At 72.4% G+C, this 19958-nt stretch carries 19 protein-coding genes and 1 tRNA gene; 5 read left to right on the top strand and 15 right to left on the bottom strand.

Features of this window, described 5'->3' with window-relative positions; translation table 11 throughout:
* Positions 1 to 3: 3 nt before the first annotated feature.
* The 3 genes from ACFYNP_RS06590 to ACFYNP_RS06580 all read right to left on the bottom strand — a co-directional run bounded on the left by ACFYNP_RS06590 (position 4) and on the right by ACFYNP_RS06580 (position 3211).
* On the bottom strand, positions 4 to 828 hold the full coding sequence (locus ACFYNP_RS06590) for an SAM-dependent methyltransferase (RefSeq protein WP_388404677.1): 825 nt from the start codon (positions 826 to 828) through the stop codon (positions 4 to 6).
* A gap of 95 nt (positions 829 to 923) precedes the next feature.
* Entirely contained in the window at positions 924 to 2210 is a 1287-nt protein-coding gene (locus ACFYNP_RS06585) for a cytochrome P450 (RefSeq protein ID WP_388783224.1), read from the bottom strand.
* Positions 2211 to 2344: 134 nt separating this feature from the next.
* Positions 2345 to 3211, bottom strand: coding sequence for an ABC transporter substrate-binding protein (locus ACFYNP_RS06580; RefSeq protein ID WP_388783221.1), 867 nt, complete (start codon positions 3209 to 3211; stop codon positions 2345 to 2347).
* 262 nt (positions 3212 to 3473) lie between these two features.
* On the opposite strand from ACFYNP_RS06580, the gene ACFYNP_RS06575 reads away from it, so the two are divergent.
* Positions 3474 to 3986: a hypothetical protein gene (locus ACFYNP_RS06575; RefSeq protein WP_388783218.1), complete on the top strand. Its 513-nt coding sequence runs from the start codon at positions 3474 to 3476 to the stop codon at positions 3984 to 3986.
* A 63-nt stretch (positions 3987 to 4049) separates the two neighbouring features.
* Here the strand turns inward: ACFYNP_RS06575 and ACFYNP_RS06570 are convergent, their stop codons facing one another.
* Complete coding sequence (locus ACFYNP_RS06570) at positions 4050 to 4727, bottom strand: chaplin (protein ID WP_388783215.1); 678 nt, start codon at positions 4725 to 4727, stop codon at positions 4050 to 4052.
* A gap of 438 nt (positions 4728 to 5165) precedes the next feature.
* Here ACFYNP_RS06570 and ACFYNP_RS06565 point away from each other — a divergent pair, with 438 nt between their 5' ends.
* Positions 5166 to 5825, top strand: coding sequence for a hypothetical protein (locus ACFYNP_RS06565; protein ID WP_388783212.1), 660 nt, complete (start codon positions 5166 to 5168; stop codon positions 5823 to 5825).
* A gap of 15 nt (positions 5826 to 5840) precedes the next feature.
* Here ACFYNP_RS06565 and ACFYNP_RS06560 read toward each other — a convergent pair whose 3' ends face one another.
* The 4 genes from ACFYNP_RS06560 to ACFYNP_RS06545 all read right to left on the bottom strand — a co-directional run bounded on the left by ACFYNP_RS06560 (position 5841) and on the right by ACFYNP_RS06545 (position 11227).
* A complete protein-coding gene (locus ACFYNP_RS06560) occupies positions 5841 to 6560 on the bottom strand; it encodes an MgtC/SapB family protein (RefSeq protein WP_388783209.1) in 720 nt (239 codons plus the stop codon).
* Between the two features lie 106 nt (positions 6561 to 6666).
* Positions 6667 to 8190, bottom strand: a complete 1524-nt coding sequence (locus ACFYNP_RS06555; protein ID WP_388783207.1) for a helix-turn-helix domain-containing protein — start codon at positions 8188 to 8190, stop codon at positions 6667 to 6669.
* A gap of 449 nt (positions 8191 to 8639) precedes the next feature.
* Positions 8640 to 9296 carry a ScbR family autoregulator-binding transcription factor gene (locus ACFYNP_RS06550; RefSeq protein ID WP_388783205.1) on the bottom strand — a complete coding sequence of 219 codons (657 nt, stop codon included), beginning with the start codon at positions 9294 to 9296 and terminating at the stop codon, positions 8640 to 8642.
* A gap of 410 nt (positions 9297 to 9706) precedes the next feature.
* Positions 9707 to 11227, bottom strand: coding sequence for an MFS transporter (locus ACFYNP_RS06545; protein WP_388783202.1), 1521 nt, complete (start codon positions 11225 to 11227; stop codon positions 9707 to 9709).
* A gap of 148 nt (positions 11228 to 11375) precedes the next feature.
* On the opposite strand from ACFYNP_RS06545, the gene ACFYNP_RS06540 reads away from it, so the two are divergent.
* Positions 11376 to 12242, top strand: a complete 867-nt coding sequence (locus ACFYNP_RS06540; protein WP_388783199.1) for a helix-turn-helix transcriptional regulator — start codon at positions 11376 to 11378, stop codon at positions 12240 to 12242.
* 79 nt (positions 12243 to 12321) lie between these two features.
* Here ACFYNP_RS06540 and ACFYNP_RS06535 read toward each other — a convergent pair.
* Positions 12322 to 12395 (bottom strand) — tRNA-Pro (locus tag ACFYNP_RS06535).
* 93 nt (positions 12396 to 12488) lie between these two features.
* On the opposite strand from ACFYNP_RS06535, the gene ACFYNP_RS06530 reads away from it, so the two are divergent.
* Complete coding sequence (locus tag ACFYNP_RS06530; protein ID WP_388783197.1) at positions 12489 to 12995, top strand: DUF309 domain-containing protein; 507 nt, start codon at positions 12489 to 12491, stop codon at positions 12993 to 12995.
* Here the strand turns inward: ACFYNP_RS06530 and ACFYNP_RS06525 are convergent.
* From ACFYNP_RS06525 to ACFYNP_RS06500, 6 genes are all read right to left on the bottom strand, one after another.
* Positions 12985 to 13614, bottom strand: coding sequence for a lactate utilization protein C (locus ACFYNP_RS06525; RefSeq protein WP_388783194.1), 630 nt, complete (start codon positions 13612 to 13614; stop codon positions 12985 to 12987). The genes ACFYNP_RS06530 and ACFYNP_RS06525 overlap by 11 nt on opposite strands.
* A complete protein-coding gene (locus tag ACFYNP_RS06520; protein ID WP_388783191.1) occupies positions 13611 to 15029 on the bottom strand; it encodes a lactate utilization protein B in 1419 nt (472 codons plus the stop codon). The genes ACFYNP_RS06525 and ACFYNP_RS06520 overlap by 4 nt, the downstream gene beginning before the upstream one ends.
* Positions 15026 to 15781 (bottom strand): (Fe-S)-binding protein, encoded by a 756-nt coding sequence (locus tag ACFYNP_RS06515; RefSeq protein ID WP_388783190.1) that lies wholly within the window; start codon positions 15779 to 15781, stop codon positions 15026 to 15028. Before ACFYNP_RS06515 ends, ACFYNP_RS06520 begins: the two co-directional genes overlap by 4 nt.
* 36 nt (positions 15782 to 15817) lie before the next feature.
* Positions 15818 to 17047, bottom strand: a complete 1230-nt coding sequence (locus tag ACFYNP_RS06510; RefSeq protein WP_388783187.1) for a cytochrome P450 — start codon at positions 17045 to 17047, stop codon at positions 15818 to 15820.
* 144 nt (positions 17048 to 17191) lie between these two features.
* On the bottom strand, positions 17192 to 18049 hold the full coding sequence (locus ACFYNP_RS06505; protein WP_388783185.1) for a ketose-bisphosphate aldolase: 858 nt from the start codon (positions 18047 to 18049) through the stop codon (positions 17192 to 17194).
* 70 nt (positions 18050 to 18119) lie between these two features.
* On the bottom strand, positions 18120 to 19004 hold the full coding sequence (locus ACFYNP_RS06500; RefSeq protein ID WP_388783181.1) for an SIS domain-containing protein: 885 nt from the start codon (positions 19002 to 19004) through the stop codon (positions 18120 to 18122).
* A 141-nt stretch (positions 19005 to 19145) separates the two neighbouring features.
* Between ACFYNP_RS06500 and ACFYNP_RS06495 the strand changes: the two genes are divergently transcribed.
* Positions 19146 to 19925, top strand: coding sequence for a DeoR/GlpR family DNA-binding transcription regulator (locus tag ACFYNP_RS06495; RefSeq protein WP_388783179.1), 780 nt, complete (start codon positions 19146 to 19148; stop codon positions 19923 to 19925).
* The last annotated feature ends 33 nt before the right edge of the window (positions 19926 to 19958 follow it).

Genomic DNA, 19958 nt, shown 5'->3' with positions numbered 1-19958 from the left:
GGGTCAGCGCTTGTGGCCGACACCGCCGTACATCGCGACCTCGTCGGGCAGTGTGCCGCCCGCCTCCGGGCGCCAGCGCGAGCAGGACACGAGCCCAGGCTCAAGGAGTTCGAGCCCCTCGAAGAATCCGGCCACCCGCTCCGGGGTGCGCTGGGTGAGCTTCGGCGTGCCGTGCTCGTTCCAGAACGCCACCGCCGCGTCCACATCGGGCATGGCCGGGCTGGTGATGGTGTGCGAGAGCACGAGGTAGCTGCCCGGCGCGAGTTCCTTCATCAGCTCGCGTACGAGGGCGCGGGCCTCGGACTCGTCGGGGATGAAGATGACGACGCCGAGCAGCATCAGGGCCACCGGCTCGCTCAGGTCCAGGGTCTTGGACGCGTGCTCCAGGATGGTGGCCGTGTCCCGCAGGTCGGCGTCCAGGTAGTCGGTGCGGCCCTCGGGGGTGCTGGTCAGCAGGGCGCGGGCGTGCGCGAGGACCAGCGGGTCGTTGTCGACGTAGACGATCCGGGCGTCCGGCGCGAGACGCTGGGCGACCTCGTGGGTGTTGTCGGCGGTGGGCAGTCCGGTGCCCACGTCGAGGAACTGGCGCACCCCGCGGTCGGCCACCAGATGCCGTACGGCTCTGCCGAGGAACAGCCGGTCGGCCAAGGCGTAGTCGCCGATGCCGGGATGCAGGGCGCGGATCTGGTCACCGACCTCGCGGTCGACGGGGTAGTTGTCCTTGCCGCCGAGCCAGTAGTTCCAGATGCGGGCGGTGTGCGGCTGCGCGGTGTTGATGCGGTCGCGCACGTGGTCGGGCGTCGACGAGGGTGCGGGGTTCTCGGTCACGGATGTCTCCTGGAGATGCGGCGCTGCGTCAACGGCCAATCTAGATACTCGTGTTGCGAACTGTCACAGAGAACGTGCCGTTGCGCGTGGCTGTCTCACGCCGGGCCGTGGACCGGGCCCCGGCCAGGAAGTGGCACCTGCGCGCCGGACCGGCGACCGAGGCGTACCGGGATCTCCTGCCAGCCACTGGCGATGAAGGAGGGAACCTGCCGCAACTCGGCTGCCTTGACCGCGAGTTCGAGGTCCGGGAAGCGGTCGAAGAGCGCCGGGAGCGCGGTGAGCGCCTCCATGCGGGCGAGCGGGGCGCCGATACAGCGATGCACACCGATGCCGAAGGCGAGGTGGTCGTCGGCGCCCCGGGCCGCGTCGAAGACGTCGGCGTCGTCGCCGTAGTGCGCCGGGTCCAGACCCGAGGCCGCGTAGGTGGTGATGATCGCGTCGCCCGCCGGGACGGTGACCCCGTCGACCGTGAGGTCGCTGACGGCGAAGCGCAGCGGGAGGCTGGCGATCGAGGGGTGGACGCGCAGGGTCTCGTCGACGACGGCGTCCCAGCCGATCGTGCCCGAACGGACGGCGGCCAGCTGGCCGGGCCGGTCCAGGAGCGCGACGACGGCGTTGCCGATGAGGTTGACGGTGGTCTCGAACCCGGCGCCGATGATCAGGAGCAGCGTATGGAGGAGCTCCTCGGCACCGAGCCGGTCGCCGTCCTCGTGGCGCACCCTGATGAGCTCGGTCGCCATGTCGTCACCGGGCCGCTCGGTCTTGTACGCGACCAGGGCCGGGAGCACGGTGGCCATCTGCTCCTGCACGAGCGCGCCGTGCTCGGGGCTCGGGTCGGAGGTGTCGAAGACCGTGGCGATCATCCGGGCGGCCGGTTCGGTCAAGTGGTCCGGCACGCCGAGCAGTTCGCAGATGAAGCGCATCGGGAGCGGGTGGGCGTAGCCCGCCTTGAGATCGACGGTCGCGCCCGAGGGCGCGGCCTCGGCCAGGCCCTCCAGCAGGTCGGCGGTGATCGCCTCGACCCGGCCGCGCATCGCCTCGGTGCGCCGGGCCGTGAAGCTGGGGGCGACGAGCTTGCGCAGCCGCGCGTGATCGGGCCCGTACGTGGTCAGCATGTTGACCACACCGACCCAGCCCAATATCCAGACCCAGTCCGGGTTCTGGTCCAGCTCCGGCCAGAGCGACCAGTGCCGGCGCGGGTCCTTGCTGACGCGTGGATCGAGGATCAGCGCCTTGAGCGTGTCGTACCGGGTGGGCGCCCAGGCGGGTATCCCGCCCGGCAGTGTGACCGCGACGAGCGGGCCCAGGGCGCGCAGCCGGGCGCTCTCGGCGGCCGTGTCGGCCCCGAACGGGTCGATGGGCACACGATGTGTCACGGTCATTCGCGGTCTCCTGACTGGGGTCCTGCGTCATCAACACGGCCGGTGCACACCCTGGTTGACCGTGCCGCCGATCCGTCTGCGGGCGTGTCGCGCGGGTTGGGCGTGTCCCCCTCTCGCCCCGCCCGGGCGCGCCCTCACACTCCTTCGAGGGCGTCCGCGACAGCGCCGAGGAAGGCGGCGTGGGCACGGGCGCTGCACGGGGACTCGGGGTTCCAGGGGACGACACGGGCGCTGCCTTCCAGGGCGCGCCAGGACGCATTGGAGCCCAGGGTGTCGAGCGGGGCCGCGTTGGACCTGACGTCGGCGAGGACGATGTCGGGCCGCAACACGGCCGCCCGCTCCCAGGGGCCGGTCAGCCAGTTCGCGCCCGGCCCCGCCTCCGGCTCCATCAGGTCCACCCCGTACCCCGTGAGACCGCGCAGCTCCGGCCAGGCCTGCGGCCGGGCGATGTGGACCTGGTCGGGGTCGGCCGGCGAGAGCGCGAGGACACGCGGGCGCGGGGTGAGCGCGGCGATGGCACGCAGCCGCTCCTCCGCGTCGGTGAGCGCGCCGGTGTCCTCCCCCGGCGCCCCCAGCGACCGCGCGAGATCGGCGAATCGGCTCCGGATGTGCGCCAGGGAGCGGGCCTGGCCCACCTCCACCACCGCCACCGGAACCCGCTCCTCCAGATGCTTGGCCACCTCGGGGTCGAGCCCGTACACCTGACCGCCGCCGTAGCTGACGGCGACGACGACGTCCGGCCCGGCCGCCAGCAGGGCGTCCACGGTGAGGCCACCTCCGGCCCCCAGATAGCCGACCTCGTCCCGCGGCAGCGCGCCGGTCTTGGCCGGGTCGGGTGCCTCCTCGTCGTCGTGGAACGAGCCGAACACCGCCGCCGGGCGGATGCCCAGGTCCTCCAGGGTGGCTCCGGCCTGGATGTAGGCCACTATGCGGGACGGCGTCGCCGATGCCTTCGACAGCTGCCCACGGTCGTCCGAGAATCGCCAGGCACTCTGCTCCATGACGTCATCCGCCCCCAATGCGGTCGCGTTGCCGGCTCGTGCGAAGCCATTTCCCCGCTTGCCTGCCCAACGCTCGTGACCGTCACGCCAGTTCCCGCTCTCCGGCTCCAACCCGCTTGTTCCACCTGCTCTTTGACGCGGCGAGCGGAAGCGCCGAGAAGCCGTGACGGCCTCCGGCCCGGTATCACGGCACCGAGCGTTTCGAGCCGTATGCCGTGGAGGGGGGCGCCGACGGGCCGGGCAGCTTCTAGTCTGCGAAGCCATGAACACGACGCGTCTCGCAGGTCTCGGCCTCGCCGCGGTCCTGTCATGTACCGCAGCCCTGCTGTTCTACGTGGGCACCCCCGCCGAAGCCGACACCGCCGATCTGACCTTCAGCACGGACAGGACCGCGGTCACCCCCGGCTCCACGGTCGAGCTGAGCATGACGCTCACCAACACCCAGTCGACCGAGATCCGGTTCGTCTACCAGTCGGTCCGCCCGACCTGGGACACCGAACGGCAGGCGGACCTGAAGTACGCGCTGGTCTCCTGCGAGGCGGCGGGGTCCCCCTGCCAGGACACCGGTCGGCCGGGCCTCTCCTACGCCGTCCCGCTGGCCCCCGGCGCGAGCCGCACGGTGACCCTGACGTACCGGGTCGCCCCGGGCTCTGCGTGCGGACGGGTCCTCGGCTTCTCCTCGTACCTCTACTACGAGTACGGCAGCGGGCTGTTCTCCACGAGCGACACCTACTTGAGCCCGGAGGTACGGGTCGACTGCCCGGCCGCGCACTGAGCCCCGGCCGGGCACGGCTGTGGCCCCGGCATCGGCACCGGGGCCACGAGTGATCGCGGGGCGTTACCGCGTGGCGCCGCGGAACCGGCGGTAGAGCACACCGCCGCCGAGCAGCAGCGCGGCGGACGCGGGGACCGCGTATCCGATGCCGTCGGCGCCGGTGTGGGCGAGGGCCTTCCCCTGCGGCGCGGGGACCGCGGGGGCGGCGGGGGGCGCCGGCAGCGGGGTGGGCTTCGCGGGCGGCGGGGCGGGGGCCGGCGGCGGGGCGGGGTGGTGGCGCACCGGCGGTGTGGAGCCGTTCGTCGAGGTGTTGCCGACGGACGGGTTCAGAACGCCGACGACACCGACCGAGTTCCCGGAGATGTTGACGGGGAGATCAACGGGGAGCTGGAAGCCGTTCCCCGCGAGAACGCCGGGCGAATCCTTTCCGCTTCCGGATGCGCGGGCACCGCCGCCGTTGCCCGCGCGCGAGGAGCCGGCCTTGGCGCCGTGGGGGGCGTGCGAGGCGTTGGCGCAGGTGTTGCCGGCGCTGGGGTTGAGCAGTCCGAGCACGTCCACGGTGTTCCCGCACACGTTGACGGGAAGATCGACGGGAAGCTGTACGGCGTTGCCCGCCAGTGCCCCCGGGGAGGAGTCGGCGCTGCCGCCGGCGTTCGAGTCCGCGTAGGCGTAGCCGGTCGCGGCCAGTACGCCGCCCGTGGCCACCGCCGTGACCAGGCCCTTCATGGCGACCCGTCTCATTGGTTTCCTGCCTTCCGGAGTTCGTCACGGACTACTCGCCCGCACCGCCATCAACGGCGATGGGGCCGGATGGGTTATGCCTCATACGCCTTTCACCCCATCGAGTGGCCTGATTATCGATTTGGGCCATGCCCGACGCTCTGCTCCGGTATCGGACGGAACGGGGGGGCTCACGACAAGGTGCCGCAGCCCGGTCGAACGGGTCAGGGGGCGGCCCCCGAGCCGCGCGCGCCCCATGGCAAGATCCTTCGAAGGCCGGTGGGGAGTCCCTGGCCGGGACGGGTCCGGGAGTCGAAGGTGCGCGGGGACACGGAAGCGCGGGAGCGGGCGGACGGACGAGAACCGGCCCCGGCCCCGGTTCGGCCCACCGTCGTCGTCCCCGCAGCCGGCCCGGCTCCGCGAGCCGAACACAGGCTCAACCGGTTCGTACGTCTCCTCGTGCAGCAACTGCTCCGCGAGTTCCGCGTCATCGTCGCCGAACCCGTACGCACCCTCGTGCGGCGCGGCCTTTCCGGCGTCCTCCTCGCGGTGTTCACGGCCGTCGCGGTGCTGACGCTGCACGCCGTGGACCAGAGCTCGACCGGGGCGACGCTGATACGGCTCACCTCGCACGTCCGGGGTGACATCCCGCTCCCGCTCGTGCTGCTGCGCACGCCGCTCTCGCTGTTCGTCCCGGCCCGTGACATGCCCGCGCTGCCCGGCATCCCGGTGCTCTTCCTCGGGATCGCGCTGGCCCAGCTGGTGCTCGGCCGCGCCCGGACCATCGCGGTGGCCTACGCGGTCTCGCTGGCGGGCACGCTCAGCGCGCGCGTCATGATCGCGGTGGGGCCCGGGTGGTGGGGGCTTCCGCCGGACGCGGCCCAGGTGATCGACACCGGGGCGTCCGCCGCGGTGGTGGGGCTGTTCGCCCACATCGCCACCGTGAAGCGGGCCCCGGTCCTGTTCCTGTGCGCGGTCACCCCGACGGTGCTCAGGTCCGTCCACAAGCCCAACCTCGCGGGCCGCGAGCACCTGGTGGCCATCACGGTCGCCGTCCTGCTCGGCCTGCTCGCCACCCGTCGCGACCCCGCACTGCGCGACGGGCCGAGCCCGGCCTGAGCGGGCCCGCGCGCCTCACTCGTCCTCGTTGCCGCCCCGCGTGACCGCCACCACACCGGCCACATCGGCGAACCGGGCGGTGAGGACAGCCGGGTCGGCGCGGCCCACCGCCGAGATCAGCACCTCCGCCGGGTCCCCGATGCCGCCCGCCCTCGTCATCTGGAGCCCGGCGACACCGAACCCGGCCCGCTCGCACTGCTCCATCAGCTCGCGCAGCAGGCCCGGCCGCTGCTCGTACGCGATCCGGAACGTCGAGGCCACCGAGCGCATCCGCGGCAGCCGATGGACGAGCGGCCGCACCAGGTAGGCGGCGACGAAGTACGCGGCCGTCGCCAGTATCGAGAGCAGCGGGAGCCCGGCCGCGGCCGCGGCGCCCACGGCCGCCGTCAGCCAGATCGTCGCCGCCGTGGTGAGCCCCTGCACCGAACCCCGGTGCACGAAGATGACCCCGGCGCCGATGAAGCCGACCCCCGACACGATCTGCGCGGTGACCCGGGACGGGTCGAGCTCGATGGTCCCGACGTGCAGGACGTCGCCGAAGCCGTACTTGCTGACCAGGGTGAAAAGGGCCGCGCCGACGCCGACCGTGGTGTACGTCCGCAGCCCCGCGGCCTTCTGGCGGATCTCCCGCTCCAGGCCGATGGCCGCGGACAGCAGGAACGCCAGGCCGAACTCGCCCGCCTGCGCCCAGCCCTGCCCACTCGGCTCAAGCACCCCGGCCGCCACCTGCACCATCCCGTGCCCCTTCCCACTCGGGCCGCGCCATCACACGAACAGGCACTCCCTACCCATACAGCCACATTCCATGACGCCCCGCCCCGCGCCGGGGCCCCGAAGCGGCTCAGCGGCAGCGCAGTGCGGCGTACATGTCCAGCTTGTGCTCCAGGCGCGAGAGGTCGCGGCCGGTGAGGACCTCGATCCGCTGGATGCGGTAGTGGACCGTGTTGACGTGCAGATGCAGGGAGGCCGCCGTGCGCGCCCAGGACCCGTTGTGCGCGAGGAAGGACTCCAGGGTCTCCCTGAGCATCTGCGAGGAGGTGTGGGCGTCGTCGGCCAGCGGGCCGAGGACCCTGTCGTGGTAGACGGCCCGTACGTCGGTGGGGATGCCCGCGAGCAGCCCCTCCAGCGTGGTCAGGTCGTCCACGGCGGCCACACCGGCCCCCTCGGGCTCCTGCGAGCGGGCCGCGGCGAGCGCGTAACGGGCGCCGGTCAGGCCGGAGTTGAGCCGGTCCGGCGCGTCGACCTGGGAACCGACGCCGACATGGAGCGGGACGAGCGGCTCGCAGGCCTGCACCAGGCGCCACAACTCCCGCAATTCCACGGCCACTTCGGTCCCGCCCTGGACCACGGCCAGTACTTCTCCGTGCGGCAGGCGGCCGAGGGCGAAGGGCCGGCCGGGGGTGTGGCGGAGGGCTTCGGCCAGGGCGTCGCCCGCGGCGCCCTGGTCGCCGTCGGTACGGGTGGCGGCGGCGACCACGTGGAACGGGCCGTCGGGGGAAAGGCCGCAGGCGGTCAGGGCACCGCTCAGTGCGGGCAGGTCGGCGGCGGGTGCGTCGACGAGCCGGATCAGCTCGCCGGCCCGCCGCCGGCTCTCGTTGCGCGCCCGGTCCCGGCCGTAGCGGTGGTCGGCGAGCACGTCCGCCGTCTCGTGCAGCAGACGCGGAGGCACGGCGGCCGCGTCCGCGAGGTGCAGATACCAGCTGTCGTACGGCGAACTGTCCGTGTCGATCAGCAGGGTGAGGCCGGCGGGCGCCCGGCGCAGCAGCTCGCGGCCGCGCCGGGCGGGGATCGCCGGGGCCGCGGGGGTGCGCGCCACGGTGCGCCCGGTAGGGGTCAGGACGTAGCAGTCCGGCGTACCGACATGGGCCAGGGCCCGGTCCAGCAGGACGTCCGGTTCGGCTCCGGCCCGTACGAGGTCGCTGAGCTCGCTGCGGACGTTGTCGGGCAGGGCGTGGCGGTGCGAGGTGGGCCGCCGGCTGAGGTCGCCCCACTGGCGCAGGTAGACGGCCTCGGTGATGGCCCGGAAATTGGTGCGCGAGGGCACGGCGAGCAGGGCGATGCCGTTCTCCCGGCAGGACCGGGTCAGCTCCTCGGGCACACTGCCGTGCGTCTCCTCACCGGCCAGGAGGGCGGCCGCTCCGGCGGTCACGAGCGCGGAGACGAAACGGCTGATCTTCTCGGTCCCCTTCTCCGGACCCCACCACACGAGACCGCTCAGCACGACCTCGCCCGGCCGCAGAAAACGAGTCGGGTCCTCCAGGTCGGTGGCGGTCACCCCGGTGATCTCCCGGAGGAGCTGCTGCTCCTCGCCCCAGAGCAGTTCCAGATCCAGGGATTCGAGACGCAGGAGGTCTTCGACGTGCATGAGTGGCTCCTTGGTGCGGGTGCCGGTTCTGCGGCACCGGATCCGCATTCACCAGGTGAATGCGAGTTTCTGCATCGTAGATGCAAGGAGAGATGGCCGATACACCTCTTGGTTGATCCTCCAGAGCAGGCTCGGTCCTCTGGTGGTTTTCCGTGTGACGCACCAGTCGCGCCGGCTCCGCCGGCTTGGTTCACTCAGGAGGCCGCCCCACGCCACCGCCGGCCCCATCTCCCGCACACGTCCCGGGAGTTGTGGCGTAGTCCCGTCGGCGTCGGCGAGATCCGGCCAACGCCGTCCACACGGACGCCCCCGGAATCCCCGGACCGCGGTCGACGCACGCCGGCCAAGGAGCCCCCGCCGCCACCCACGCCGATCCCCCGACATCCCGACCGGGTGGGGGCCCGGCCCCCGAACGCGCGCAGTCGGGGACGCAAGCCGGGGTGCGGGTGTCAGCCGCCCGCGCTCGCGGCCTCGGCGGCGGCCCGGTACTCGGCGTAGAGGCGGGCGCCGCGCCGCGCCGAGGTGTCGATGCGGCCCAGCACCCCCGGCACCGCGATGCTGGGCAGCACCAGGTCGTAGAGGAGGGAGACCCGCTCCTCCAGATCGGACATCCGGGTGCCGGCCTGGGACATGAGCTGGGTCCCGGTGAACGCGGCGACCATGGCCTCGGCGGTCCGCTCCGGGTCGACGTACGGCAGCACCTCGCCCTGCTCCTTCGCCACCGTCAGCTGATGTTCCGTCAACTTCACCCAGTCCCGCCAGGGGTGGCCGAAGAACCGCTGGGCGCTCTGGTCGGCCGCGATACGGGCGGCACCGCGCAGCAGGGGCTCGCGCGGGAGCCGCTGAGCGAGCAGGAGCCCCATGTCGACGAACGACTGGACCCGGACCGGCTGGTCCGGCGGCGGCTCGGTCACCGCGTGCTCCAGGACACCGCGCGCCAGGTCCTCCTTGGAGGCGAAGTGGAAGTACAGGGCGCCCTTGGTCACCTGGGCCCGGTCGAGGATCTGCGTGATGGTGGCCGACTCGTAGCCGTACTCCGCGAAGACCGTGGCCGCGGCTTCGAGCACCGCGTTGCGCGTCCGGATCGCACGCTCCTGTCGCGCCATGACAAGGTCTCCTGTGGGTCGCCGGGCATCGGACCGGATTCCCCGGAACCGGCCGGTCCGTATTGTACCGTCTGGTCAGGATATCAACGGGCCGTGAGCGCTCCCCCGACACCGCCGAGCCTGGTCCGGCGGGGAGGAACGGCCGGGCGGAGAGCGCGTTCCACGCTCGCCGGCCGGCGCGTGAGGTCCGCTCGGGAGGGAAAGAAATCGCCGGACAACTCCCTTAGCGGGAGTGGCAGTTGCGGCCCGGGTAAACGCCGGCGCACGAGACCGCGTCCGCACCTGCATGACAGAGGGGCGAGGCACCCTCGCACCGCGGCGTCCGTCGCGCCGGTCGTCGGACCTCCTCCCCGAGAACCGCACGCGCGGTCCTGTCATCCTCGGCGCGAAGCAATCCGCGGCCCTACCGGCTACGAGGGAAAGGTGAGATCGACGGCCCCCTCGGACTCCGGGGCCGCGGCCTTCCGCTCGGACGCGGCCCTGGGCAGCCGACGCAGTGTCAGGAGCCCGAGTGCGGCGTGCAGGAGGCCGGCCGCGGCCACCGCCACGTGCATGCCGGACACGAAGGCCGACTTCGCGTCGCCGGCCATCGGGGCCGTGAGGCCGGGCAGGTCGAGGGTCTCGTCGAGCGTGGGTGCGAGGCCGGGCCCTTGGAGTCGGAAGAGCAGGGCCGCGAGGGAGCCGATGAGCGCGATCCCGAGGGCGTTGCCGATCTCGTTGCTGGTCTCGGCGATCGCGCCGGCCGACCCGGCTCGTTCGGCGGGCACGGCGCCAACGGCTGTGTCGGCGACGACGCTGAAGGAGATCCCGTAGCCGATACCCGCGATCGACGTGGAGGCGATGTACCAGCCGATCCCGCCGGTGGTGGTGGCGGGAAGCAGGAGCAGCAGCCCGGCCGCGATGGAGAAGTGGCAGACGAGGAGAGTCGGGCGCTTGCCGATGCGATCGACCACGAGAGGCGTGATGACACAGGTGGCGGTGAGCACCGCCGCCCCCGGAAGGGCCAGGAGGGCCGCCTCCAGGACGGCGAGACCGAGAACGGACTGGAGGTAGACGCCTGACAGGTACGCGGCTGCCGACCAGGCCGCCAGGGGCAGCAGGCCGGTGATGATCGCGACGGTGAAGACCCGGTCGCGGAAGAGGGTGAAGTCCATCAACGGGTGATCGATGTGCCGCTGGCGACGTACGAACAGGGCCAGGAGCACGGCCCCGCCCAGACCCACGAGAGCGGGGAGGAGCGAAATCCCTTGCGCCGCGGCGGACTTGAGGCCGTAGACGACGCCCAGGAGACCGGCCGCGGAGGCCACGACGCTGAACGGGTCGATGCGGCCCGGTCGGGTCGTCCTCACCTCACGCAGCAGGGCCGGCGCGAAGATCAGGAACAGGGCTATGACGGGCAGGTTGATCAGGAAGACCGAGCCCCACCAGTACCGTTCCAGGAGGATGCCGCCGGCCACCGGGCCGATGGCGAACCCTGCCGCGAAAGCGGCCGCGAAGATCCCGATGGCCTGCCCACGTCGTCGTGGATCGCCGAACAGCTCGCTCAGCACGGCCAGTGCGGACGGCAGGAGCGTCGCGCCGGCCACGCCCATCAGGGCACGGGAGGCGATGAGGAGCTCCGCGTTCGGCGCGAACGCCGATCCGGCGGAGGCGAGGCCGAAGACCGTCGCCCCGGACATCAGCAGCTTCAGCCGACCGTACCGGTCCCCGATGGTGCCGAACGCGATGAGCAGGGAGCCGACCGCGAAGCCGTAGACGTCCAGGATCCACAGCGCCTGATCGGCCGTTGGCGCGAGGTCCCGCGTTACCCGGGGCATCGCCAAGTACAGGATCGACCCGTCCATGGAGACCAGCAGGACGGGCCCGAGCACGACCAGCAGGCCCAGCCAGGCGCGGGGACCGGGTGAATGGGGGGTGCGTTGTTCCGACATGCCCCCGACCGTGGGTGACGGCCGCCCCGGCAGCCATCCCCCTGCTCCGGGTAGACACGCTCTGGGTACACCGGCTGTGGGCAGACCCGCTGTGGGTAGACCCGACAGGTATAGCCGGCCGCGTACCGGTTCCCTTTACGCTCTTGCTGTGGACAGCCTGGGAACATTCTTGAAGAGCCGCCGCGACCGGGTCACCCCGGCCGAGATCGGGCTGCGCACGCATGGGACGGGGCGCCGTGTTCCCGGGCTGCGACGGGAAGAGCTCGCCCAACTCGCCGGAATGAGTGCCGGCTACTACACCCGCCTGGAGCAGGGGCAGGCCGAGACGGCGTCCGGGCAGGTGCTCGACGCGCTCGCGCGGGTGCTCCGGCTCGACCCGGCCGAGACCGCGCACCTGCACGACCTGGCCCGGCACTCGGCGACGCCCCGGCTGTGCGAACCCCCCGCGGAAGAACCCCACCGGCGCGTCCTCGCGCTGCTGGATTCGCTCGGTGAGGCCACACCGGCGATCGTCCTCGGCCGACGCGGAGACGTGCTCGCGTGGAACCGCAGCGGGCACGCACTCCATGCCGAGCACATCGCCTACGAGACACCGGCCGACCCGGACCACCGGCCTTCCATTCCGCGCCTGTTCTTCCTCGACCCGGTCATGCGTGACCTGTACCGCAACTGGCACGCGCTGGCCCGCGCCCACGTCGCCTACCTCCGGCTGACCGCCGGGCGCTATCCCACCGATGCGCGCCTGGCGGAACTGATCGGCGAACTCACCATGCGCAGCGACGACTTCTCGTCGATGTGGGCCACTCGGGACGTCGCCGACTGCACCACGGGGACCATGCACATCCAGCACACCGTCGTGGGCGCCGCGAGTGTCGACTACCAGGTCTGGTTGCAGCCCGACAGCCCCGACCACCGCCTTGAGGTCTACACCCCCCATGACCCCGGCTCCGCGGACGCCTTGCAGCTCCTGAGCCACCGGAGCCGAGGTGGCGTCGGCTCCTCGTGCGAAGGGTGACCGGAGGGCTCGCCGGCGGAACGACGAGGGCCGGTGTCGGAGACTTCCGATACCGGCCCTGATCTGCGACTCTTTCGAGTCGGGACGACAGGATTTGAACCTGCGACCCCTTGACCCCCAGTCAAGTGCGCTACCAAGCTGCGCCACGTCCCGATGCCCGTCTGACCTGGGGTTTCCCCCGGCCGCTCGTGCATGAGAACCATACCGCACTCCGGCGGTGCGGCAGGAACGGGGGACAATCGGCGCATGGACGGTTCCGCACGTGATCGTGATGACGAGGGGCGCGCGCGCAACGCCCGGCCCCGGGACGGGCTCGGGCGGCCGCTGCCCTACGGCGCCGACGGGGTGGCCCGGCAGCCGGAGGGCGTGGCGCGCACGCCCGAGCAGACCCTGACCGAGGCCCAGCGGCTCCTCGACGCCGGAATGCCGTTCCACGCCCACGAGGTCTTCGAGGACGCGTGGAAGTCGGGCCCGCCGCGGGAGGAACCGCTGTGGCGGGGCCTGGCCCAGCTCGCGGTGGGCCTCACGCACGCCGCGCGCGGCAACGCGAAGGGCGGCGCCGCCCTCCTGGAGCGGGGCACGGACTCCCTCGCCCGGTACGCGGCCGGGGCCGGCGTGCCGACGTACGGGCTCGATCTGGACGGGCTCGCGGCCTGGGCGCGGGCGCTGACCGTGCGGCTGCCGGGGCCGCTCGACGCGGCGGCCGAGGCGCCCGGACTCAGGAGCCGGGAGGAGCCCCGGCTCAGGGGCTGAGCAGGATCACGTCCAGGGTCCGGGGGCCGTGCACGCCCTCGACCCGGTCGAGTTCGATGTCGCTGGTGGCCGACGGCCCCGAGATCCAGGTCAGCGGCCGGCCGGGATCCAGACGCGCCATGGCCTGCGGTACGGACGCGACGACCTGGTCCGGCACGCGCACCACGCAGATGTGGTGGTCCGGCACGAGCGTGATGCGCCGTCGCCCCTGGGCCGGTCCGGCGTCCAGGACCAGGGTGCCGGTCTCGGCGATCGCGAGTGCGCAGCCGGTGATCACGCTGTCGACGGCGTCGAGTTCCGCAGCGGTGGACTCCGGGCGGTCCGCGATACGCACGCGATCGGTCTCCGCCAGCCACTGGGGCGGCAATCCCTCGGGCACGAGGACGTTCGTGGCCCCGCGAGCGCCGAGCAGTGCGGCGACGAGGGCGCCGACGCCTGCCGTGTCCGTGCGGTGCACGCGGGCGCGGTAGTCGGCGAGGTTCTCGTACAGCAGGTCGAGGACGGCCGCCGGGTCGTCGGGGGTGTGGCTCACCAGGTAGTCGCGGACGACCGCCGGAGGTTCGGGGGCGCCCTCCACGGCGGCCCGTACGCGGGCCAGGATGCGGTCACGGGCGTTCATGCGCGGTTCTTCCTCCACCAGTCGCGGAAGGGTTCCTCGGGGAGTTCGGGCAGGTCACGGCTCTCGGTCCAGGCGGTGGCCCCGGGGGGACGCTTCGGGTGCAGTGCCCGGGTCCGCGAGGCCAGCCGCTCCCCCGCCGCCATGACGCCCGGGTGGTCCATGGCCCAGGTGGCGGCCTTCATCGCGGCCCTCTCCAGGCGGTGCCCCGGGCCGCCCTGGCCGGCGACCCGCTCGCGGAGGTGCACCAGGACCTCCGGGATGTCGATGGCGACCGGGCACACCTCGTAGCAGGCCCCGCACAGCGAGGAGGCGTACGGCAGCGAGGCGTCGATCTCGCTTGTGGTGCCCCGGAGTTGAGGGGTGAGGATGGCGCCGATGGGGCCCGGATAGACCGAGCCGTAGGCGTGGCCGCCGGCCCGCTCGTAGACCGGGCACACATTGAGGCAGGCCGAGCAGCGGATGCAGCGCAGCGCCTGACGGCCGACGTCGTCGGCGAGGGCGTCGGTGCGGCCGTTGTCGAGCAGGACGAGGTGGAAGGTACGGGGGCCGTCGCCGTCGGCCGTGCCGGTCCACATGCTGGTGTACGGGTTCATGCGCTCGGCGGTCGAGGAACGCGGCAGGGTCTGGAGGAAGACTTCCAGGTCCTGCCAGGTGGGGACGGTCTTCTCGATGCCGACGACGGAGATCAGGGTGTCGGGCAGGGTCAGGCACATCCGGCCGTTGCCCTCGGACTCGAAGACGACCAGGGTGCCGGTCTCGGCGACCATGAAGTTGGCGCCGGAGATGCCGACCTTCGCCCGCAGGAACTTCTCGCGCAGATGGAGCCGGGCCGCTTCCGCGAGATCGGCCGGGGTATCGGTGAGCCCATCCGGGGCGGGTCTGCCCCAACTGGCCATCTTCTCCCGGAAGATGTCGCGGATCTCGCCCCGGTTGCGGTGGATCGCCGGGACCAGGATGTGCGAAGGCCGGTCGTCACCGAGCTGGACGATCAGCTCGGCCAGGTCGGTCTCATAGGCGTGGATGCCCTCGGCGGCGAGCGCCTCGTTGAGGCCGATCTCCTGGGTGGCCATCGACTTGACCTTGACGACCTCGGTCTCACCGGTGGCCCTGACCAGATTGGTGACGATCCGGTTGGCCTCCTCCGCGTCCGCGGCCCAGTGCACGGTGCCCCCGGCGGCCGTGACCGAAGCCTCCAACTGCACCAGATGATCGTCGAGGTGACGGAGCGTCATGTCCTTGATGCGCTTGCCCGCCTCGCGCAGCCGCTGCCAGTCGGCGAGTTCGGCGACCGCCTTGGCGCGCTTGTCGCGGATGGTGTGGGTGGCGTGCCGCAGATTGCCGCGCAGGGTGGTGTCCCGCACGGCGTCGCGCGCGGCCTTCGGGAACGCGGGCATGCCGACGAAGGTGCCGCTCACAGGTGGGGCTCCGCTTCCGTGCTGAGGAGGATCTCGGCGATGTGCAGGGCGCGCAGCGGGGCGTCCTGCCGGTGGAGGATGCCGCCGATGTGCATGAGGCAGGAGTTGTCGGCGCCGCACAGCACCTCGGCGCCGGTGGCGGCGGCGTTGCGCACCTTGTCGGTGCCCATCGCCGCGGAGACGTCCGGGTTCTTGACCGCGAAGGTGCCGCCGAAGCCGCAGCACTCCTCGGCGCCGGGCAGCTCCCGCAGCTCCAGGCCCCGGACGGCTTCGAGGAGCCTGCGCGGCCGGTCGCCCAGGCCCAGCAGGCGCAGCCCGTGGCAGGAGGGATGGTAGGTGACGGTGTGCGGGAAGTACGCGCCGACGTCGGTGACGCCCAGCACGTCGACCAGGAACTCCGTCAGCTCGTACACCCGCGGCACGAGTGACTCCGCGACCCGGCCCAGCTCGTCGCCCCGTCCCTCGGCGGCCGCCCGGTGGCCGATGCGCGGATAGGTGTCGCGGATCATCGCCACACAGGAGCCGGACGGGGTGACGACGTGGTCGTAGCCTTCGAAGACCCGGCCCATCCGGCGCACCAGGGGCTCGGTCTCGTGCCGGTAGCCGGTGTTGAACTGGGGTTGCCCGCAGCACGTCTGCCCGGCCGGGAAGTCGACCTCGACCCCGAGCCGTTCCAGGAGCTTCACCGTCGCGATGCCGGTGGCCGGGTACACCGCGTCATTGACGCAGGTGACGAAGAGTGCGACGCGCATGGTCGGAGGATATGCCGTGGTGGCCGGCCGCGTTGCCTACCAGAGCACGGGCAGTTCCTCGGGCGAGCGATGGATCATCGTGGGGCGCATGACGACGGGTCTGTCCTGCGCGAGGCGCAGTCCCGGGAGGCGCGCCGTCAGGAGTTCCAGAGTGATCCGTAGCTGCTCGCGGGCCAGGGACGAGCCCGGGCAGCCGTGCACGCCGTACCCGAAGGCGAGGTGGCGGGCGGGCGGGCGGGTGATGTCGAAGACGTCGGGGCGTTCATGCCGGCTCGGGTCGCGGTTGGCGGAGCCGTACGCCACGAACACCACGGCCCCGATGGGGAGTTCGGTGCCGGACAGCATGACCGGGCGGGTGGTGATGCGGCGGAAGCCCTGGATCGGGCTGTCGTAGCGGGCCGCCTCCTCGACGGCGGCCGGTATCAACTCCGGCTTCTCGCAGAGCAGTTCCCACTGCGCCGGGTGATGCAGCAGGTGGAGCATCGTGGAGCCGATCAGCGCGCTCGTGGTGAGGTGCCCGGCGAGCAGGAAGTTCTGCAGATGGGCGACCATCTCGTGCCGCTCGTCCAGGGTGAGTTCGGCTCCCGGCGGCTCGCCCCCGGGCGCGAGCGCGGCGATCAGTGTGGTGCACAGATCGTCCTGGGGGCGGGCGTGCCGCTCCCGTACGTAGGTGTCGAGGAGGTGCTGCATCGCGACGACGTCGCGCGCGGCCGCCAGTTGGGCGGGCTCGTCCATCGGCCGGAACAGGAGTTGCTCGGCCTGGTGGCCGCCGTGCACGGCGAGCGGCACGTCGGCCGGGTCGAGCCCCACGAGGCGTCCGATCACCTGGCCGGGCAGCTTGAGCGCGAACCGGGCCATCAGATCGGCGGAGCCGCCCTCCGGGAAGGCGTCGATCAGCGCGGTGGCCCGCTCCACGGCGTACGGCACGATCGCGGCGACGCGGGCGGGCGAGAGGCCGTGCACGATGGGGGCGCGCAGCCGCTGGTGCAGGGCTCCGTCGGAGCTGACCACCACGGGGCGCCCGCCGAAGCCCCGGCCCATCTCCGCGAGCACCGTGGGCCCGGGCAGCACGTCGGGACGCAGCGCGTTGGCGGAGGAGAAGGCCTCGGGGCGGCGCAGGACCTCGCGCACATCCGCGTCCCGGGCCACCAGCCAGGCGTCGAGCTCCGGCACGAAGGTCAGCCCTTCGGCCTGCCGGGCCCGCGCATAGTGCGGATAGGGGTCGCGCTGCAGCGCGTCGAGCCGAGCGTGCTCATGCCTGTCCACAGGCCCATCGTCTACGACGTCCGGCCACATCGGAAGAGCGCCGGACGGGCAGAACGTGGCGCTTTCGCCACCGGGCGGCCGACGGGGGCCCGACGCCTTCGCCGCCGGGTGCCCCACGGGGCTCCGGCGGCGGGCGCGGGCACCTCAGACGGCCCGGTCGAGGACCCCGATGAGCCGGGTGACCGTCGCGGCCATCGCCTGCCGGCCGACCGTCAGATAGGTGCGGGCGTCGACCGCCTCGGGGTGGGCGGCGAGGTAGGCGCGAATGGCGTCGGTCATCGCGATGTTGAGGGCGGTGCCGATGTTGACCTTGGCGATGCCGCCGGCCACGGCCGCCGCGAGGGCGTCGTCCGGGACGCCGGACGACCCGTGCAGGACCAGCGGGACGCGCAGCGCGTCGTCGAGCCGGGCCAGCAGGGCGTGGTCCAGTTCGGCGGTGCGCGAGGTCATGGCGTGGGTGCTGCCGATGGCGACGGCGAGCGCGTCGACGCCCGACTCGGCGACGAACTGCCGCGCCTCGTCGGGGTCGGTGCGCGCACCGGGCGCGTGGGCGTCGAGCGGGGCCCTGCCGTCCTTGCCGCCGACCTCCCCCAACTCGGCCTCGATCCACAGCCCTTGGGTGTGCGCCCAATCAGCGGCGGCGCGCGTCGCCGCCAGATTCTCCGCGTACGGCAGGTGGGCCGCGTCGTACATGGCGGAGCTGAATCCGGCGTCGGCGGCCTGGCGCAGCAGTTCGTCCTGCTTGACGTGGTCGAGGTGGAGTGCGACCGGTACGGAGGCCGCCTCGGCGGCGGCCACCGCCGCCCGGGCCAGCGGCAGGACGCGGCCGTAGCGGAACTTGACCGCGTTCTCGCTGACTTGGAGGACGACCGGGGACTTGGCCGCCTCGGCTCCGGCGATGACCGCTTCGGCGTGTTCCAGCGTGATGATGTTGAAGGCCGCGACCGCGCGGCGTTTGTCGGCGGCCTCGGCGACCAGTGTGCCGGTCCGGGCGAGTGGCATCAGTGCTTCCCCTTCACCTGTGTCACGTTCTCACCTGTGTGACGTCGTTCGTTCCGTGGTGCCGGCCCGCTCAGGCCCCGTCGAGGATCACCGAGCGGGTGAGGTGGCGCGGCCGGTCCGGGTCGAGCCCGCGGGCGGCCGCGACGGCGACGGCCAGGCGCTGGGCGCGGACGAGTTCGGCGAGCGGGTCCAGGCGGCCTTCGATCCACAGCGCGCCGGTGGCGGCCACCTGCTCGGCGAGCCCTTCGGGGGCCTCGCCGAACATCCAGGTCGCGGTCGAGGTGGTGGAGATGCTGATGGGACCGTGCCGGTACTCCATCGCCGGGTAGGCCTCGGTCCAGGACAGCGATGCCTCGCGCATCTTGAGGGCGGCCTCCTGGGCGAGGCCGTTGGTCCAGCCGCGGCCGAGGAAGCTGAACTGGGTGGATTCCACCAGGCCTTCGGGCAGCGGCTCGGCGAGCGCGGTGCGCGCGTCGGCGACGGCCTGCTCGGTGTGCAGCCCGAGGTGGGCGCGCAGCAGCGTGAAGGCGGTGGTGGCGAAGCGGGTCTGGACGACCGACTCCTCGTCCGCGAAGTCGAGCACCACGATGTCGTCGGCGGCCTCCATCACCGGGGTGGTGGGGTCGGCCGTGATGGCGGTGGTACGGATCCGGCCGCGCACCTGGGCGAGGAGGTCGAGCACCTCGGTGGTGGTGCCGGAGCGGGTGAGCGCGACGACCCGGTCGTAGCGGCGGGCGGCGGGGAACTCGGAGGCGGCGAAGGCGTCGGTCTCGCCGAGGCCGGCGCTCTCGCGCAGGGCGGCGACGGCCTGCGCCATGAAGAAGGAGGTGCCGCAGCCGACGACGGCGACGCGTTCACCCGCGGCCGGCAGGGCGTCCTTGTGCTGGAGGGCCAGTTCGGCCGCCCGCTTCCAGCATTCGGGCTGACTGCTCAGTTCGTTCTCGACATGGCTCATGCCGGGCTCCCACCCTCTGGATGTGACGCGCTGTCGTGCTTGTTTCTGCAAAATATAGCTCGATATCGAGCACGATCAAGCATATAGGGGTGCGCTAAGGTCACTACGGACGGTTACCAGTACGAAGAACGGAGGGCGCGGATGTCGCGCGACGCCCGCTGGCAGGCGCTGCTTGAGCTCCTCGTGGAGCAGGGCCGCCTCGATGTCGACGAGGCGGCGACGGCCCTCGGGGTGTCGGCCGCGACGATCCGGCGCGACTTCGACCAGCTCGCCGAACAGCAGATGCTGGTGCGCACCCGGGGCGGCGCGCTCGTGCACGGCGTCTCCTACGAGCTGCCGCTGCGCTACAAGACGGCCCGCCAGGCCTCGGAGAAGCAGCGGATCGCGAAGGCGGTGGCGGACCTGGTGGCGCCGGGCGAGGCGGTCGGTCTGACCGGCGGCACCACGACGACGGAGGTGGCCCGCGCGCTGGCCGTGCGGCCCGAACTGGCCGCCGGATCACCGGCGTTGACGATCGTGACGAACGCGCTCAACATCGCGAACGAGCTCGCGGTGCGGCCGCAGTTCAAGATCGTGGTGACCGGCGGGGTGGCCCGCCCCCAGTCCTACGAGCTCACGGGTCCGCTCGCGGGTGGGGTCCTGAACCAGATCACGATGGACGTGGCGGTGCTAGGCGTGGGCGCGTTCGACGTGGTGCACGGGGCCTCGGCGCACGACGAGGACGAGGCCGGCATCAACCGGCTCCTGTGCGAGCGGGCCGAGCGGGTCGTGGTGGCCGCGGACTCCACGAAGCTGGGCAAGCGGACGTTCGCCCGGATCTGCGCGACGTCCCAGGTGGGCACGCTGGTCACGGACACGGCCGTCTCCGACGGGACGGCCGCCGCGTTCACCGAGGCGGGCGTGACGGTCATCGCGGTCTGAGCACGCCCGGCCGCCGGGCCGGCCCGGCCGGTC

It is taken from the genome of Streptomyces sp. NPDC006691, from assembly GCF_042869955.1.
Classification (GTDB): domain Bacteria; phylum Actinomycetota; class Actinomycetes; order Streptomycetales; family Streptomycetaceae; genus Streptomyces.
Note: the sequence above shows the minus strand (reverse complement) of the source record. Positions and strands in the feature narration are given on the sequence as shown.

Excerpts from the sequence above, each read along its gene's own strand:
- ACFYNP_RS06585 (WP_388783224.1), bottom strand. The coding sequence starts at position 2,210 with ATGACCGTGACACATCGTGTGCCCATCGACCCGTTCGGGGCCGACACG.
- ACFYNP_RS06580 (WP_388783221.1), bottom strand. The coding sequence starts at position 3,211 with ATGGAGCAGAGTGCCTGGCGATTCTCGGACGACCGTGGGCAGCTGTCG.
- ACFYNP_RS06575 (WP_388783218.1), top strand. The coding sequence starts at position 3,474 with ATGAACACGACGCGTCTCGCAGGTCTCGGCCTCGCCGCGGTCCTGTCA.
- ACFYNP_RS06570 (WP_388783215.1), bottom strand. The coding sequence starts at position 4,727 with ATGAGACGGGTCGCCATGAAGGGCCTGGTCACGGCGGTGGCCACGGGC.
- ACFYNP_RS06560 (WP_388783209.1), bottom strand. The coding sequence starts at position 6,560 with ATGGTGCAGGTGGCGGCCGGGGTGCTTGAGCCGAGTGGGCAGGGCTGG.
- ACFYNP_RS06555 (WP_388783207.1), bottom strand. The coding sequence starts at position 8,190 with ATGCACGTCGAAGACCTCCTGCGTCTCGAATCCCTGGATCTGGAACTG.
- ACFYNP_RS06550 (WP_388783205.1), bottom strand. The coding sequence starts at position 9,296 with ATGGCGCGACAGGAGCGTGCGATCCGGACGCGCAACGCGGTGCTCGAA.
- ACFYNP_RS06545 (WP_388783202.1), bottom strand. The coding sequence starts at position 11,227 with ATGTCGGAACAACGCACCCCCCATTCACCCGGTCCCCGCGCCTGGCTG.
- ACFYNP_RS06530 (WP_388783197.1), top strand. The coding sequence starts at position 12,489 with ATGGACGGTTCCGCACGTGATCGTGATGACGAGGGGCGCGCGCGCAAC.
- ACFYNP_RS06525 (WP_388783194.1), bottom strand. The coding sequence starts at position 13,614 with ATGAACGCCCGTGACCGCATCCTGGCCCGCGTACGGGCCGCCGTGGAG.
- ACFYNP_RS06515 (WP_388783190.1), bottom strand. The coding sequence starts at position 15,781 with ATGCGCGTCGCACTCTTCGTCACCTGCGTCAATGACGCGGTGTACCCG.
- ACFYNP_RS06505 (WP_388783185.1), bottom strand. The coding sequence starts at position 18,049 with ATGCCACTCGCCCGGACCGGCACACTGGTCGCCGAGGCCGCCGACAAA.
- ACFYNP_RS06500 (WP_388783181.1), bottom strand. The coding sequence starts at position 19,004 with ATGAGCCATGTCGAGAACGAACTGAGCAGTCAGCCCGAATGCTGGAAG.
- ACFYNP_RS06495 (WP_388783179.1), top strand. The coding sequence starts at position 19,146 with ATGTCGCGCGACGCCCGCTGGCAGGCGCTGCTTGAGCTCCTCGTGGAG.